We start from the raw sequence: 17998 nt of genomic DNA, 5'->3' as shown, positions 1-17998 counted from the left end.
GAACTTGCAAAGAAAGAAAATTATTCTACATTAGTAGATCCATTCTATATGTATAATTAATATATTAGTGCAGTTTGTATTTTTATTATGAATTCAAATATCATAGAATAATTCTCTATGGTCGTCAATATGTCGCATTAGAGTCTAGCGTTTACAAAACTTCAGTGCCTGAATTTGGTGTGATAAATCCTAATGTATACTAAGATGGTACACTTTATTATCGTTATTTTATAGAAGATGCAATGTTTTATAATATTCACTTTTTTATGTATGAAGGTAAATCAATGGAAGAATAAATTTAAAGAGTGTGTATTGGTTTTCGAAAATGATACGGAAGGTAACTTTTTGAAAATCATACACGTGTATTTGGAATTGAGCATATGACAATATTTGCAAAAGAAGATATCACTAAAAAAATAAAAACAGTTAAAGGTTTAAAAGATGAACTTGAAAACTTTAGAAAAATTAATAGTCAATAGGAGAATATCATGAAAAAATCAATACTCATTGATAAATTTTTAGACCTACTCTCTTCAAGGAGTTCGCTCAGAGAAATTGAAAATAATTTTATTGATGCAGATATTATGAGAGATAGTACTGTAAATTTAAAATATAGCGGGCAACGTAAATCGTTAGCGTGGGAATACATTAGTACTTTAAATTTAAAAAATGAAGTTGAATTTTCTAAATTACTTAATGTTATAGAAATATATTTATTTCAATGGGATCTGCATAATTTTGAAATTGATGAAGACATAGAAATTAATAGATTAATAAAAATAATTAATACATTGGGTTATGGATATAATAAAGATACAGGAAAAATTACTAAAAATGGAAGCGAGGTTAACCTAAGTACAGTTAAATCTTTGGCAGAAAAATTTGATGTTGAGTATGTATTGAGAGAATGTAATAGAATTGAAAAAGAAGCACAAACGGATCCTGAAGACGCAATAACATCTGCAAAATCAATGGTTGAAAGTACACTAAAATATATTTTAGATTCAGAAGAAGAAGATTTTAATAATAATGAATCTTTAAGAGATTTATATAAAAAAGTAAGTAAGATAATGAATCTTTCACCAGGTGGATATAATGAAAAAACTTTTAAGACAATTTTGAGTGGAATGATAAGCGTAATTAATGGTTTAGATGAAGTAAGAAATGAATATGGTGACGCACATGGTAAATCCAAGCGAAATTACAAACCAGAAACGCGACATGCTTCTCTAGCAATTAACTCAGCACGTACAATAACTGAATTTCTTTTAAATTCATACAAAAACAAGAAGTAGAAAATATTTAAGAATGATAGAATGTCATAATACATACACATCTGTCAAAAACCGCATCACTAGCTGATAAACAGAAGCGTATCACAAATAAAACTAAAAAATAGGTTGTATATAACTCACTTTGAAATTGATTGAATATATAGTAACTTTAATAGAATGCAGCTATTGTGGCGTAGAATATGAGAATCAAAAAATGATTAATATAGTTTGAAGAGACTGAGCATAAATACTAGAAAAATGGCCAGTAAATGAGTTTACTATAAACTCATTTACTGGCTTCTCTAATAATTATCAAGACAATTTTCGTTTCTAGGCATACTTTGAAATGCGCTATTTTCTTTAAGAATATTAATATATGACTTGTGTTGGTAATGATAACCTTGGTTAGAGTGTATTGTCATGTGATAGTTAAGATTAGATCTTTTAATTAAAACATTGTTTTAAATATCGATGACAAGGTCTAATGTAGGACGTGTAGATATAAGGTTCGGAATTATATAAATCCATAAAAGGAGATAAATCGAAAACCTTTATACCCTGGGTGGGTATATGTTATAGTATAAGTAACTTTACTATAACATTTTCATTAGGAGGGGTTAATTTGAATAATAATGGTGAAGAGCATAATCATCAAAATCACATGAATCATTCCAATCAAATGCATCATGATAACCATGCCTCACATCATCATCATAGTGGCCATGCACATCATCATGGAAATTTTAAAGTTAAGTTTTTTGTTTCATTAATTTTTGCAATACCTATCATTCTTTTATCGCCACTGATGGGTGTTAACTTACCTTTTCAATTCACATTTCCAGGTTCTGAATGGGTAGTGTTAATATTAAGTACAATTTTATTCTTTTATGGTGGTAAACCGTTCTTGTCTGGTGGTAAAGATGAAATTGCTACAAAAAAACCAGGCATGATGACCTTAGTTACCCTAGGTATCTCAGTAGCTTATATTTATAGCTTGTATGCTTTTTATATGAATAACTTTAGTAGTGCAACTGGTCATACAATGGACTTTTTTTGGGAATTAGCAACCTTAATTTTAATTATGCTATTAGGACATTGGATAGAAATGAATGCTGTCGGAAATGCTGGAGATGCTTTAAAGAAAATGGCAGAACTGTTACCTAATAGTGCTATTAAAGTTATGGATAATGGCCAACGCGAAGAAGTTAAAATATCAGACATCATGACTGATGATATCGTCGAAGTAAAAGCCGGAGAAAGCATTCCAACAGATGGTATTATCGTTCAAGGACAAACATCTATAGATGAATCCCTAGTCACTGGAGAATCTAAAAAAGTACAAAAAAATCAAAATGACAACGTCATCGGGGGTTCTATTAATGGGTCTGGAACAATACAACTCAAGGTTACAGCTGTGGGAGAAGATGGATATCTTTCTCAAGTTATGGGACTTGTTAATCAAGCACAAAGTGATAAATCTAGTGCTGAATTGTTATCTGATAAAGTAGCGGGTTATTTATTCTACTTTGCTGTAAGTGTCGGCGTGATTTCGTTTATCGTCTGGATGCTCATTCAAAAAGATGTTGATTTTGCACTCGAACGTCTCGTAACTGTATTAGTCATTGCTTGTCCACATGCTTTAGGCTTGGCAATACCTTTAGTCACTGCACGTTCTACTTCAATTGGTGCACATAATGGTTTAATTATTAAAAATAGAGAGTCTGTAGAAATAGCTCAACATATCGATTATGTAATGATGGATAAAACTGGTACTTTAACTGAGGGTAACTTTTCTGTGAATCATTATGAGAGCTTTAAAAATGATTTGAGTAATGATACAATATTAAGCCTTTTCGCCTCATTAGAAAGTCAATCTAATCACCCATTAGCTATAAGTATTGTTGATTTTGCGAAAAGTAAAAATGTTTCATTTACTAATCCACAAGACGTTAATAATATTCCAGGTGTCGGATTAGAAGGTCTAATTGATAATAAAACATATAAAATAACAAATGTCTCTTATCTTGATAAACATAAACTTAATTATGACGATGACTTGTTTACTAAATTAGCTCAACAAGGTAATTCAATCAGCTATTTAATTGAGGATCAACAAGTCATTGGCATGATTGCTCAAGGAGATCAAATTAAAGAAAGCTCAAAACAAATGGTAGCTGATTTACTATCAAGAAATATTACACCAGTCATGCTTACAGGTGACAATAATGAAGTGGCACACGCTGTCGCAAAAGAATTAGGTATTAGTGATGTCCACGCACAACTCATGCCAGAAGATAAGGAAAGCATTATAAAAGATTATCAAAGTGACGGTAATAAAGTCATGATGGTCGGAGACGGTATCAACGATGCGCCGAGTCTTATAAGAGCCGATATTGGTATAGCAATTGGTGCAGGCACAGATGTTGCAGTGGATTCAGGTGATATCATACTTGTTAAAAGTAATCCATCAGATATTATTCATTTCTTGACCCTTTCAAATAATACTATGAGAAAAATGGTGCAAAACTTATGGTGGGGTGCAGGTTATAATATTGTTGCTGTACCTTTAGCAGCTGGTATTTTAGCATTTATCGGCTTGATTTTATCACCTGCAATAGGTGCTATTTTAATGTCACTAAGTACGGTTATTGTTGCAATTAATGCCTTTACATTAAAATTAAAATAAAAGATAGGAGTTTTATTATGATTAAAAAATTATTTTTTATGATATTAGGATCATTACTAATATTATCAGCTTGCTCCAATAATGATGAAAAAGATAAAGACACTAATGACCAAAAAAGTGAGAGCCATATGAAGCATAATGATGAAAGTAAAGTTCCAGAAGATATGAAATCGACTAATGAGGGTGAATTTAAAGTGGGAGATAAAGTAACGATTACAGCAGGGCATATGCCAGGTATGAAAGGTGCAGAAGCTACTGTAAAAGGTGCGTATAAAACATATGCCTATGTTGTAAGTTATAAACCCACAAATGGAAATGAAAAAGTAAACAATCATAAATGGGTCGTAAACGAAGAGATTAAAGATGCACCTAAAGATGGATTTAGTAAGGGCGATACTGTTAAATTAGAAGCAAGTCATATGTCTGGTATGAAAGGTGCTACAGCCAATATAGATAACGTGAAAAAGACTACTGTTTACGTAGTTGATTACAAATCCAAAGATAATGGTAAAATCATTAAAAATCATAAATGGATGACAGGAAATGAGCTGAAAGCACGATAAAAATCTAGTTCTAAATTGAGAAATAAATAGATATAAAAATATCCTCCTTAATCAATAATTTAAATAACTTATTATTGTTAAGGAGGATATTTTTTAGTGTGTAAATTAAAAAGAATTTTAGAAGAATAACATTTATCAAAAAACTGTTCATTACCTTATTAATTGAAATTATATAATTAAAAACCGCATCACTACCTGATAAGCAGAACCCTATAATAAATAAAGCTAAAAGTTGAGTTGTACAATATTTATTACTTTAAATGAGATAGTATTTCAATATTACTATTTGAATAAATTTATATAACCTATATAATGAGGATGAATAATTAGAAGAAAGGTGAATTTAATGAAAAAGTTAAGGTATAATAATTTAAATAATAAAACTAGATTAAATCATCAATTTAAATTTTCTAGTGTGGCCCTCATTATTAGCACTTCTTTAATGGGATATAGTGTGACTTTAACACCATCAGTAGAAGCAAAAGATAAGGCTGATTTAAATATTGAGACACATTCGAATAGTGAAAATACGCTAGAAAAACGCATTCAAGAAGGTAAAGAGAAAATTGATAAACTAAAAAACATTAAAGGTAGTCAGAAAGATGCTTCTATTAATGAAATTATAAAAGCTAAAAGTACAGAAGAAGTTGAAGCAATATTGAAGAAAGCAAAAAAGGTTGATAATAAAATCATTGAACAGAATAAAGTGCAGAGTCATTTAATTGAAAATGACAAAAAGGAAGTATCTGAAGATAAGGAAAGTGTAAAAAGTGAGTTAGATGGTCAAAAAAATATAGCCTCTTCTGTCAAAGAAAAGTCTAACCATATTGAAGAACAAGATAGTAATGAATTGTTCGATCAAGAAGGTCTGCAAGATAATACGTTTGATGCTAATTTAAATCAAAGAGATACAAAGCAAAATACAGCTCATTTGTTTGATGATAGTGTTAATTTTTCCAATTTAGTTGATATGGGTAAACTAAATGAAGAAAGTAAAGATATAGCAGATATGAATGATAGTGAAGAAAATAAAAATACGGCTTCAGAAAAAGACGAAGGCGCTGTTAAAGAAAACAACCAAGACGGTTTAGCATTTAAAGATACATCTAATACTAAGAGTAATCAAATGCAACAATCAGACGAAATTAAAAAAGACATCGATAAAGTTACGACAAACCATTCAAAAGTAAAAGATAATTTAGATTATTATGTCGAAAATAAAGAAAATAATTTAAAGATATTGGAATCAAAGCTTTCTGAACGAGACTCAATATCTGCTAAAAACAAAGAAAAATTGAAAAAGGAAATAGAAAAAACGCAACAAAGTCTAAAAAAACAAAATGACGTTGTATTAAATCATTTACAATCTGTAAATAATAAAGAACAAGCTGTAAAAGATATTGTTAGTGGTACTTTTGATGAAAAGAGTGCACAATCTATTTTAGAACGTATAGATACAAAAGGTAAAACAGATCAACAAATCGCGAGTCAAGTTGTTAGTGAGTTAGATAACTTATCTACTACTACGAGTGATGATATTTTAAAATCTATGTTTGATAAAACATCTGATAAGCAAGAACTTATTAAAACAATTCTATTAACTAAATTTGATCATATAGATACATCAAAAATCGTTGATGAAATAATGCATAAAAATCCTAGTAACGAACAAATTGTAGCTTTAATCAAACATCATTTTGGGGACAATGTTACAAGTGATGATATTTTAGAAAATATATTGGACCAATCTCATGATAAACGTAAAGCTTTAGAAACAATGCTAGCTACGAAATTAAATGATGCTAAAGCTAAAGCGCTTGCTGACGTTATTGCCAAAAAAGAAGATTCTAAGCATAACTTATTAAATCTAATGAAATCGGGAATTAATAATGAGTTGAATGATCTATTAAAGGCTGATAAAGACATAAGTAAATTTAAAGATGATATGCATGGTTTGTTTGAACCATTAAAATATACGCCAAGTTTATCTAATAAATTTGATGGGAGTTTGTTAGACAGAGCTGAACAGATGCGAAAATTAAGTGGAAATTCAAAATTACTTGGTACACCAAGTCTATTTGACGATTTATTTAATAGAAACAGTATATTAGATGGAATTAAGGATATATCTAATCCTTCGCCTGGTCGTGCTTTATCTCTAGGTGATTCCTCGGGTAGCTTTTTAAGTGGTTTATTTGACAATAATGGTGATTTTTCTTTACCTGATACAGGAACAGTAGTAAAAAAATCAACGATTCCATTAGGGATTCTACTTTTCATTATAGGTGGTGGATTAATATGGTTCACCAAACGAAATAAATAGAAAAATTGTAAATATTAACTCATACTGTATTTTAGTATGAGTTAATTCATATAGTATATTTAAAATGCTCCATTCAAAGTGAACACTAGTAAGTGGGACTTTGAATGGAGCATTTGTATTTTGAATGAATAAAAGCTAAATTAAACACTTTAATAAATAAAATAAAGGGAATATTTAAACATACTAGTTATTACCTGTAATGTAACTCAATTCAGTTGCAGCATCTGCATCAATTGTTCTATAAGAAACGATACCAAGTCCTTTAATGTTTGATTCTGAGATAACGATAGAACCATCATCGTTAACTTTTTCTACAAAAGCTACATGACCGTAGATCTGGTCTGCCCCTTGTTGACCTGCCTCAAATACAACGGCAGTGTGAGCTTTTGGTGTTGAAGAGACAGCATAATCTTTTCTTTCTGCTCGATTATTCCAGTTTCGTGCGTCGCCTAAATCACCACTCATATATTTGTCGAACTGTGCCATGCGATTATAAACATACCATGTACATTGCCCATGAGGATAAGGAGAGTCATTTGTTGTTTCTGAAAATGGTTTGAAAGCTGAATCATAATCATCGTTGTTCGCTTTGTAGTTATTTAAATCAGGCATTTTTTTATTATCAAACTGTGTTAAGTCATAGTGGTTGATAATACTATTTAATTTGTCCGCGTATTGTGAATCAGTCGCGTATGTGGTAGCCAAATGCATTGTTGCTGAACGGTAACTATTAGCTTCACTTTTCCATGTTGGTTTATAAATGTCCTTTTTACCATCGATGCCGTGTTTGATTAAATTGGCATAATCTTCCAATGATTCTTTTTTGCTTGGATAGCTACGGAAGTTTGCTGAAATTTGAAACGTATGGCTGCCATTATCTTCAAGTGTATTAAATGTAGCCGACTGACCTTCATAAGCTCCTTTTATTCCAAATAAATTGAAATGTGGTGAACTAGCAAGATCGCTAGTGCCTGAGTCAGATTCTAATATGGCTTGGGCAATCATAACAGATGCATAAATATCTTCATCTTGACCTATGTCGTGAGCGTCTTGTGCAATTGTTTTAATAAAACCTCGTGTGTTTTTATTTTCAGTAATTGTTATATCGTTAGAATTTTTACTATCATCCGATAAATTTGGCAATTGTTGGAAAGTTGCAGTAGATCTGATGTTTGATTGTTTTATGTCGTTTTCAAATGATTGAGCTGGCTTTTCTTTTTTAGCTAATTGTGATTCAGAAGGTAATTGAGGGTTAGCATTTGTATTAGATGCCTGTTTCTCAGAATTATTTTCCTTACTTTTACTATTTCCATTTGATAAATCATCTTTTTTAGCATCATATTGTTTTTTATTATTTTTAGCATTTTCACTATACTCGTCTAAAATTGCATCTAATACTTTATCGTCAGATTTTGTATCTGATTTATCAGCATTTTCGTTATCACTGTTGGCATTTTCGTTATCACTGTTGGCATTATCGTTTTCAGTAGCAGGTGTGTCATTATCTTTGTTGTCTAGATCATCAGCATCATTATTTGCTTCTTCATAAGATCGATCTTGTTGGGAAGATCGTTTTGACTCACCATCATCTTTTTTTTGATTTTTATAAATTGGAAGTTTGTTTGATTCAGACTTATTATCTATATTATCATTCTTTGACTTCTCAGATGACTGTACATCATCAATGTCATCTTGTAGTGAACCCTTATCACTATTTTTTTCTAAATTGTTAGTATTTGATTCGTCACTATCATCCGAATTTGTCGTATTTGGATTTATTTGATCTCTAGATGTATCATCATTTTTACTCTCATTCTTCTCGTTTTGTACATCGTTATTCTCTATAGTAGAAGTTTGTTTCATTTTATTATTAGAGAACAGTTGATTTAATAATTCAGATAGCCCATCATTGTCACTCTTAAAAGGTTCTGGCTTGAAAACATTCAAACTATCATAAGACGATGAATCATTAAATGAATTTTCAAATGAACTCGGTATTTTTTCGTTGGATGATTCATTATCAGAAGTTTTATGTCTTTTATTATTAATATCTTCTGTAGTCCTTTCATCTTTTGTACTATTTAACTTACTCTTGCGTTCACTATTTTCCTTTTCATCACTAGCTTTATTCTTTTCATCATTTCCATTTTTTGATGAATGTGATTGCTTAGCTTGCTCCTCATCTTTTTCCTTATACACGTCATTTGATTCAGAAGTTGTGGCACTTTTTTCTAAAGATTCGGCACTAACATCGTTGATAGAAAATGATGGAATAAGTAAAGAAGTTGAAAGCAAACAGACTAATAATTTTTGTTGCTTCATGAAAATACCTCTTTTCTAAAATATATTATTTTGCTATGTACAAACTATGGTTTGTCTTGGTACACTGTAAACAGACTTAGATTTAGTTGAATCGTATCAACTATAAAATGGATAGACTTTATTAATGCATTCAGTATATCAACTTATATGAAATTAACAAATAGTAATTTTAAATTTATGTAAGAAAAATCAATAGATACAGTTTTAGAGGTGTATAAATGAAGAACGCAATAAAATTATTTGTAATGGATTTGAAAAAGATTGCTAAGACGCCTGCTGTTTTAGTGATTTTAGGAGGTTTAGCACTTCTTCCTTCTTTTTATGCTTGGTTTAACTTAGAAGCGACATGGGATCCATACGGTAATACTAAAAATATTAAAGTGGCTGTTGTAAATGAGGATAAGGGAGATACAGTTAAAGATAAAAATGTGAACGTGGGCAATAAAATTACCAATAAACTAAAGAAAGATGATAACTTTGATTGGCAATTTGTAAGTCGAAAAAAAGCCGATCATGATTTGAAGATGGGCGATTATTACGCGGCCATTTACATACCAGAGAAGTTTACACACCAAATTACCGGCACACTTCGAAAAAACCCACAGCAAGCAGACGTAGAATACAAAGTGAATCAAAAACTTAATGCGATTGCGCCTAAAATGACAAATGCAGGGACGAGTGCCATTGTTCAAAAAGCAAATGAACAATTTAATGAGACAGTAACAAAAGCATTATTAGATGAAGCAAATCGACTTGGCGTGAAACTTGAGGAAGAAATTCCAACCATAAATAAAATTGAAGATGCAGTATCTAAAGCTAATGATTCTATACCTAAAATTAATGATTTTGCTGATAAAATAATATATTTAGATGAAAATCAGGATGAAATTGACAATTATGCTGATGAATTTAGAGCGTTAGGAAATCATAAAGGTGAAGTTATAGATGCTGCAGATAAATTAAACCAAGTTAATGCGGCCATTCCGACATTAAATGAGCGAGCTAAATTGATATTGGCATTAAATGACTACATGCCAAATATTGAAAATGCCTTGAATGTTGCATCTAATGATGTACCAGAAGCTTTTCCAAAAATTAATCGTGGTGTAGACCTTGCAAGCGCAGGGGTTGACGCAGGGTTACAAGGCCTGAATGAAGCGCAAGGATATTTACCTGCAGTGCAACAGCGTGTCGAAGGCTATCAAGAAGTCGTTGATAATGCACAAGAAGCAAATCAAAATGCTAATAATCGATTACAAGAAAATGTTGAAACCGAGCAGCAAAGTTCTAAAGGGTCAGATAGTTATTCAAATATTAAAACTTCGCAAATAAGTAATAGTAATAGTAATAGCGACAATGCTGGAAATAATCAAAATGGAACAGCAATAAGTAGTGAAGATGTAAGCGCAATGGAAGCTTCACTATCAAAATCATTATTATCTTTATCCAATTATACCGACAAACAAGCGGAAAGTAGTCAAGAAGATATTAATGCGCTAAAAAATGTCACTTACGGTATTATATCTACAGATAAGCCAAAAGATTTCAAAGAAACTTTAGATAATATTAAATCTAGGCTTGAAGTAACAAGTAAGTCCAATCAAAAGTTTATAGATATATTATCAGAGCTTGAAGATAGAGAAAAGGTAGATCTTTCTGATGAGATTAAGGAATTAGAATCAGCAAATAATAGAATTAATAATTTAATTAAGACACAAAATCAACTTAGTGAAGCACTTTCGAATGGAAGTTCTGGTAAAGAAGAAGCAGTAGAATTACTTAAAGAAATTCCACGCGTGAATAGTAGCTTAGATGATTTAAGAAACTATATTAAGTCAGAACTAAACCAAAAATTATTAGATGTATCTAATGATGTGATGTCATTATTAGATGACGGCGATATAAAACTATCAACTGTTCAATCGAAATTAAACACAATTGATCAAGTTATAAATTCAGGAGAAAGTATTTTAACTACTGGTAAGGATAGAATTGAGACGATTCAAAGTGCACTACCAGTTATTGAGCAAAGATATATGGATGCAATGTCTATTGCTCAAAATTATTATCCACAATTTAAACAAAGTGTTTCTAACGCAGCATCATTTATTGAAAATGACTTGCCAGGTTTAGAACAACAGTTATCTGATACAACAGCAACTGTGAACAATACAATACCTACACTGTTTAATCGCTATGATAATTTGGTAGATATTTTAGATACAAATCAACCACGTGCAAAAGAAAGCTTGCACAATTTGGCAGATTTTGCACGTAATCAATTACCAGATGTTGAAAAAGATCTGGCTAAAGCGAACAAACTATTTGATGAGATTGAAGACGACGATGCAGTGGATAAAATGGTAGACCTATTGAAAAATGATTTGAAAAAACAAGCTAATGTAATCGCAAATCCAATTAATATAGATCAAAAAGATATATTTCCTGTGAAAGACTACGGTTCAGCAAGCACACCATTTTACACAGCATTAGCAATATGGGTAGGAGCTTTATTACTAGTAAGTTTATTAACGACAGATAATAAACATAAATCATTAGAGCCACATCTAACGACAAGAGAAATTTATCTAGGAAAGAGTGGGTTGTTCTACACGTTGGGTATTATCCAAGCACTCATCGTATCAATTGGAGATATAGTGATACTGAAAGCGCAAGTTGAATCTGTTGTATGGTTTATTGCTATATCAGTATTCTCATCACTTGTATTTATTTCAATTGTATATACTTTAGTGTCATTGTTAGGAAATCCAGGGAAAGCAATTGCAATCATCTTCCTTGTACTACAAATAGCAGGTGGTGGAGGAACCTTCCCTATCCAAGTTACACCAGAGTTCTTCCAAGTCATTCACCCTTATTTACCTTTCTCTTATTCAATAGATGCTTTAAGAGAAGCAGTTGGAGGACCTGTACCTGAAATTTTAACTAAAAAATTAGTGATACTTTCATTATTTGGTATAGGATTTTTATTAATTGGTGTTATCTTTAAACCAATTACTGATCCACTGATGAGAAAAGCAACTGAAAAAGCTGAAGAAAGTGATGTAATGGAATAAAGTTATTATGCTTATAATAAGTAATATTTAATTTTTAAAAAATCAATGATGGTTGAAAAACGATAGTTTAGTAAGGAAGGTTAATATGGAGCATAAAGAGGGAAACTTAGAAATAATAATTAACCAATTCTATGATGCTACAGCGAATATTAATAAAGCAATTACTAACATGGTTAAAGAATTGGAACCAGGTCGTTACTTATCTTATGAACAAATAGAAACAATGTATTTTATTCAGCATAATGAAAAAGTATCGATTAACGACTTAGCAAATAAGCAACGTACTTATAAGACAGCTGCATCAAAACGTGTTAAGAAGTTAGAATACAAAGGTTATGTGCAAAGAGTTTATTCTAATGATAAACGTACTAAATTAGTGAGTTTGACGCATAATGGAGAACGCTTATTAAAAGAAATAAAAAACAACTTAACAAAAGAAATAAAATTACTTTTATTAAGCTGTTTTGTTAGAGAAGATTTTGAAAAATTTATGTATCAGCTCATGAATTTTGAAAAGACATTTTTAAAAAAGTACTACTAGAGTAAGTTAATTTCACTAAATTAAAGTATCCGCTGTAACTTAGATATTTAAAAAAATAAAAATTTAACGTTTATTAATCGTAATCATATTAGTAAGAACATTGAGTCATTTATTATAAGAAACCAACCGCTACATATTTGTATTATACATGTAGATTGCTATCAGTTAATTCATTCATCCTAAAATTACTGTTCATATTGCTAAAAGATTATTGTAGTTACTATCCCAATATATAAAAATCATAAAATTTGTTTAGCCGGTTTCATATTGAAACCGGCTATTTATTAACTAAAAACCGCATCATAAATCGATAAGCAGAAGTGTATCATAAATGATGCGGTTTTTATAAGGTTCTTCTTATTAGTGAAATTGTTAAAAAAACAAAATGCAATGAACTGACAAATTAAAATCGCTTTAAGTCGTATTCTCAAAGACTCTATAAATCACTCGTATGTACACAGCTCCTTACTATCAGTTAAAGTGTCACTTTTCGGTTCTAATATTTATTATTCATAAGATATGCAATATATGATACAATTCATTCAAATGTATATTTGAATGAGGTGCTCTATGGTTCAGACTATTATAACTGCGGCAATACTTTATATTGCAACTGCGGTAGATTTATTAGTGATTTTATTAATATTTTTTGCTAGAGCAAAGACTAGAAAAGAATATAGGGATATTTATATAGGTCAATATTTAGGATCGATTATCCTCATATTAGTCAGTTTATTTTTAGCTTTTGTGTTACATTATGTTCCAGAGAAATGGATATTAGGTTTATTAGGTTTGATCCCCATCTACTTAGGTATAAAAGTTGCTATTTATGATGATTGTGAAGGTGAAAAAAGAGCAAAAAAAGAATTAAAAGAAAAAGGTTTGTCCAAATTAGTAGGAACTGTTTCTTTAGTGACAATTGCAAGTTGTGGTGCAGATAATATTGGTTTATTTGTCCCTTATTTTGTAGCATTGGATATTATTGAATTACTGACTACCTTAATTGTATTTTTAGTTTTAATTTTCTTTTTAGTATTCACAGCACAAAAACTAGCTAGAATTCCTGGTGTGGGTGAAATTGTTGAGAAATTCAGTCGTTGGATTATGGCTGTTATTTACATAGCATTGGGCTTATTTATTATTATTGAAAATAAAACCATACAAACAATATTAGGATTTATATTATAAATTAAGGTGTGACTTAATATGAGTAACAATAAAATTTGTGACGTCATTTGTGTTCATGAGGAAAAAGTGAATTATGCTTTAAGATTTTTAAAAGAAGAAAAAACTCAACGGCTTATCAATACATTATTAAAGATAAGTGATGAGAATAAGCTGAAAATTATATTAGCTCTAATTAAAGAGAAAGAATTATGTGTTTGTGACTTATCTATAACATTAGGTTTGAGTATAGCTTCAACATTACATCATTTGAGAGCCCTGTATAAAAGAGACGTGCTGAATTTTTACAAGGATGGGAAAATGGCATACTATTATATCAAAGATATAGAAATGAAATCATTATTAATAAAATGTATGACTTAAATATAAAGAAACGCTCACATTAAACGAGCGTTTCTTTGAATTCTTGTATTCTTTTTCCAATTTCATCTCTAACGCGTTGAAATTCTGACCACTCTTTACCTGCTGGATCATCAAAACCCCAATGCTCTTTTTTAACGTTTGGTGGTAAAATAGGACAATTATCGTCTGCATCGCTACATAACGTCACGACCAAATCTGATTGTTTTAAAATATCATTATCAATCAAGTCTGACGTATGGTTTGATATATCAATATCTACTTCTTTCATAGCTTCTATTGCTCTAGGATTAACACCATGCGTTTCAATACCAGCAGAATAGACATTCCAATCTTCACCCAATATTTCCTTTCCCCAACCTTCAGCCATTTGGCTACGACAAGAGTTTCCTGTACATATAAAATAAATTGTTTTCTTATCCATAATTAAAGCCTCTTTTCTTAAAATATGATTAGTGTAAGGTATAAACCTAAGAGTGTTACAAATAGGACTGGAATAGTAATGATAATTCCAGTTTTAAAGTATGTCCCCCACGAAATCTTCACACCTTTTTGTGTTAAGACATGTAGCCACAATAATGTTGCTAAAGAACCAATTGGTGTAATTTTAGGTCCTAAATCAGAACCTATGACATTCGCATAAACCATACCTTCTTTAATTGTTCCAACTACATTCGATTGTCCGATAGCAATTGCATCTATTAAAACTGTAGGCATATTATTCATAATTGATGATAACAAAGCAGATATAAAGCCCATGCCCATAACACTACTGAATAGTCCATAACTTGAAATATTGGATAATACATCAGCTAAAATTGCGGTGATGCCTACGTTTTTCAAGCCGAATACGACTAAATACATACCAATTGAAAATAGGACAATATTCCATGGCGCACCTTTAATTACTTGTTTCGTATGCACAGCTTCGGAATTGCGAGCTAACAGTACAAAGATAATAGCAATAATACCAGCAATGATTGATACAGGTATTTGTATAAACTCACTAACAAGATAACCCACAAGTAGTATTGCTAATACAATCCATGAAACCTTAAATAATTTAGGGTCTTTAATTGCATTTTTAGGGTCTGAAAGATTTTCTGTATCGAACGTTTTAGGTATGGATTTTCTGAAATATAACCATAAAACGAGAATACTAGCAATCAGAGAGAATATATTAGGAATGATCATTCGGCTAAAATATTCAATAAATCCAATATCAAAGTAATCTGCAGAAACAATATTAACTAAGTTACTTACAATTAAGGGCAGTGATGTAGTATCTGCAATAAAACCACTGGCAATAATAAAGGGGAAAATCATTTTTTTATTAAATCCTAGATTCCTTACCATCGCTAATACAATGGGCGTTAAGATTAAAGCTGCACCATCATTTGCGAAAAAGGCTGCTACAATTGCCCCAAGTAACATGATAAAAACAAACATTTTTAATCCATTACCGTTTGAAGCCTTGACCATATGTATCGCAGACCATTCAAAAAATCCAATTTCATCTAATATTAATGAAATAAGAATAACAGCTACAAATGTTAAAGTAGCATTCCAAACAATACCAGTTACTTCTAATACATCGGAAAAACTTACGACTCCCGTAATGATCGCAACGATAGCTCCAATTAAAGCTGTGATACCAATATCTAAACCTTTCGGTTGCCATATCACAAAGGTTAAAGTTAAAAGAAAAATCACAATTGCTAATATTGTCATTAACACTCACCTGACTTCATATTTTTACATACACATCGTTCGTTAGATGTATTAATAAGATTTAAGTTATGATTAACATCATCTAAAATTTCATGATTAAGTCGATACATATGTTTATTACCTTCTTTTCTTGAAAGAACTAATTGCTTATCGACTAATGACTTCATATGATGACTTAGCGTAGGCTGTGAAAATTGAAAATGTTCCAGTAAATCACAAGCACATAGTTCACCACATGAAAGTAAATCTATTATTTCTAATCTGCTTGGATCAGATAAAACTTTTAATATTGTTGCTAGTTCTTGATAAGACATAACCATACCTCCCTTACAATATATAGAGTACCATCTATATAGATTATTGTCTATGTTATGTGTTCTTGTGGATCTATAGGATTGGGGAATGAGAAAAAAAACCGCATCATCTACCGATAAGCAGAAGCGTATCACAAATAAAACTAAAAAATAAGTTGTTCATAACAAAAAGAAAAGAAGTATAATTTTGAAAATAGAAGAGTTCATTAAAGGGTATTTAAATCATCGGGTATTATTTATAGGTACTGGATTAATCTTAAGGTACTTAAATAATAGCTATAGTTGGGAAAATCTACTGCAACATATCTGTTATCAGTTAACTGGAAATAAAGAAATATTTTATGATTATAAAGATGAATGTCAAAAAGAAGACGCTTCTTATGATTTTCCAGCATTAGGAGAAAAGATAGAAAATTTATTCAATGAAACTTTAAAAAATGAAAGGGAAGGTGACTTTAAAGAAATCAATGATGAGTATTATAATTTAATGGAAAAAGGAATAAATATTAGTAGGTTTAAAATTGATATATCAAAATTATTTAAGAAACTAGATTTTAAAATCCATTTTGAATATGAATTTATTCATATGAAAAAGGCTAGAAAGAATATTGGATCAATTGTTACTACTAACTATGACAAATTGATAGAAAACTTATTCGAATTTAATCCTTTAATTGGTAATCAAATATTATTAAGTAATCCTTATGGATCAGTTAATAAAATACATAGCTGCATAAGTCAACCAGATAAAATTGTATTAACTAGTGAAGATTACAATAAATTCAATACTAGTTATGAACTAATTAGAGCACAGTTATTATCTTTATTTATTCATAATCCAATTATTTTTCTGGGTTATAGCATAAACGATGAAACCATAAGAGATATTTAAGAAACTATTTATAAATATGTAGATGTAAATAGTGATTTGTCTGAAAGAATTAGAAGGAACTTTTTACTAGTAGAGTTTGACGAAGGTTCTAAAAATAAAGAGGTTGTGGAACACGATATTCAACTAGAAAATAACAAAGTTATTAGAATTAATAAAATTAAAACTGAAGATTATAGTAGTATATATAAACCATTAGGCAATTTAGAACTATCAGTTTCTGCCTTGGATATACGTAAGGTTCAGAATGTTGTTAAAGATATTTATAAAGGTGGTAAAACTAGAGTTGAAATAACAGAAGATATAGATGATTTAAATAATAGTGAAAAAATACTAGCTATTGGAACTTCAAAAACGATTAAATATGAGTTTCAAACTGTACCAGAACTTATGCAAAAATATTTTCAGATAGAAGAAGAAGAGAACAAACAAATTCTTGATGTAATTAATAAGCAAATAATTCAAAAAATCAATTTTCCCAATTTATTGTTTTACAAAATTAATCCTAAAATTAATAATATAGAAAAATTTAAAAAACAACAAAACGAAAAAATTAAAAACATATTAGAAAATTTAGAAGATTGCTTTAAAATAGCTTGTTTTACAATAGAAGAAATAAGCGACAGTGAATACATAACACCAAGTAAAGAAGAAAATGTTCTTGTGTATAATGTAATAAAAGGTAATATTGTTTTAGAAGATTAAAAAAACATCTACTTGAATTCGAAAATAAAAA

General features: G+C 30.1%; 14 protein-coding genes. 10 read left to right on the top strand and 4 right to left on the bottom strand.

From position 1 onward, the window contains the following. The first annotated feature begins 488 nt into the window (after positions 1-488). The 4 genes from ACP7BT_RS10320 (at position 489) to ACP7BT_RS10305 (ending at position 6846) form a co-directional block, all read left to right on the top strand. Positions 489-1295: an abortive infection family protein gene (locus tag ACP7BT_RS10320; protein ID WP_041080267.1), complete on the top strand. Its 807-nt coding sequence runs from the start codon at positions 489-491 to the stop codon at positions 1293-1295. A 601-nt stretch (positions 1296-1896) separates the two neighbouring features. Then, positions 1897-3960, top strand: a complete 2064-nt coding sequence (locus tag ACP7BT_RS10315) for a heavy metal translocating P-type ATPase (protein ID WP_041080265.1) — start codon at positions 1897-1899, stop codon at positions 3958-3960. Between the two features lie 17 nt (positions 3961-3977). Next, a complete protein-coding gene (locus ACP7BT_RS10310; protein ID WP_000592150.1) occupies positions 3978-4523 on the top strand; it encodes a YdhK family protein in 546 nt (181 codons plus the stop codon). Between the two features lie 346 nt (positions 4524-4869). Beyond that, positions 4870-6846 carry a GA module-containing protein gene (locus tag ACP7BT_RS10305; protein ID WP_041080262.1) on the top strand — a complete coding sequence of 659 codons (1977 nt, stop codon included), beginning with the start codon at positions 4870-4872 and terminating at the stop codon, positions 6844-6846. Positions 6847-7029: 183 nt separating this feature from the next. On the opposite strand, the gene ACP7BT_RS10300 is transcribed toward ACP7BT_RS10305, so the two are convergent. Further along, positions 7030-9168, bottom strand: coding sequence for an amidase domain-containing protein (locus ACP7BT_RS10300; RefSeq protein WP_426303767.1), 2139 nt, complete (start codon positions 9166-9168; stop codon positions 7030-7032). 218 nt (positions 9169-9386) lie between these two features. On the opposite strand from ACP7BT_RS10300, the gene ACP7BT_RS10295 reads away from it, so the two are divergent. The 4 genes from ACP7BT_RS10295 (at position 9387) to ACP7BT_RS10280 (ending at position 14331) form a co-directional block, all read left to right on the top strand. Then, positions 9387-12242, top strand: a complete 2856-nt coding sequence (locus ACP7BT_RS10295; RefSeq protein WP_041080258.1) for a YhgE/Pip domain-containing protein — start codon at positions 9387-9389, stop codon at positions 12240-12242. Positions 12243-12327: 85 nt separating this feature from the next. Next, positions 12328-12783, top strand: coding sequence for a MarR family winged helix-turn-helix transcriptional regulator (locus ACP7BT_RS10290; RefSeq protein WP_002483600.1), 456 nt, complete (start codon positions 12328-12330; stop codon positions 12781-12783). A gap of 570 nt (positions 12784-13353) precedes the next feature. Beyond that, the gene (locus ACP7BT_RS10285) at positions 13354-13971 is read left to right on the top strand and encodes a CadD family cadmium resistance transporter (RefSeq protein ID WP_041080257.1); all 618 of its coding nucleotides are present in this window, start codon (positions 13354-13356) and stop codon (positions 13969-13971) included. Positions 13972-13989: 18 nt separating this feature from the next. Next, positions 13990-14331, top strand: coding sequence for an ArsR family transcriptional regulator (locus tag ACP7BT_RS10280; RefSeq protein WP_041080256.1), 342 nt, complete (start codon positions 13990-13992; stop codon positions 14329-14331). A 19-nt stretch (positions 14332-14350) separates the two neighbouring features. Here the strand turns inward: ACP7BT_RS10280 and arsC are convergent, their stop codons facing one another. Genes arsC through ACP7BT_RS10265 form a run of 3 tightly spaced genes read right to left on the bottom strand, consistent with a single transcriptional unit; the run spans position 14351 to position 16373 of the window. Next, the gene (gene arsC / locus ACP7BT_RS10275) at positions 14351-14752 is read right to left on the bottom strand and encodes an arsenate reductase (thioredoxin) (RefSeq protein ID WP_041080255.1); all 402 of its coding nucleotides are present in this window, start codon (positions 14750-14752) and stop codon (positions 14351-14353) included. A gap of 17 nt (positions 14753-14769) precedes the next feature. Beyond that, positions 14770-16059: an arsenite efflux transporter membrane subunit ArsB gene (arsB, locus tag ACP7BT_RS10270; RefSeq protein WP_041080254.1), complete on the bottom strand. Its 1290-nt coding sequence runs from the start codon at positions 16057-16059 to the stop codon at positions 14770-14772. Continuing rightward, entirely contained in the window at positions 16059-16373 is a 315-nt protein-coding gene (locus tag ACP7BT_RS10265; RefSeq protein ID WP_037538716.1) for an ArsR/SmtB family transcription factor, read from the bottom strand. Before ACP7BT_RS10265 ends, arsB begins: the two co-directional genes overlap by 1 nt. 187 nt (positions 16374-16560) lie before the next feature. Here ACP7BT_RS10265 and ACP7BT_RS10260 point away from each other — a divergent pair, with 187 nt between their 5' ends. Both ACP7BT_RS10260 and ACP7BT_RS10255 read left to right on the top strand, forming a co-directional pair. Beyond that, the gene (locus ACP7BT_RS10260) at positions 16561-17265 is read left to right on the top strand and encodes an SIR2 family protein (RefSeq protein ID WP_041080253.1); all 705 of its coding nucleotides are present in this window, start codon (positions 16561-16563) and stop codon (positions 17263-17265) included. Between the two features lie 36 nt (positions 17266-17301). Beyond that, positions 17302-17967, top strand: coding sequence for a hypothetical protein (locus tag ACP7BT_RS10255; RefSeq protein WP_041080252.1), 666 nt, complete (start codon positions 17302-17304; stop codon positions 17965-17967). The last annotated feature ends 31 nt before the right edge of the window (positions 17968-17998 follow it).

The organism is Staphylococcus sp. Y174-1, from assembly GCF_049897865.1.
GTDB lineage: Bacteria > Bacillota > Bacilli > Staphylococcales > Staphylococcaceae > Staphylococcus > Staphylococcus saprophyticus.
The sequence above is the reverse complement of the archived record's forward strand: the minus strand, read 5'-3'. Positions and strand labels throughout refer to the sequence as shown.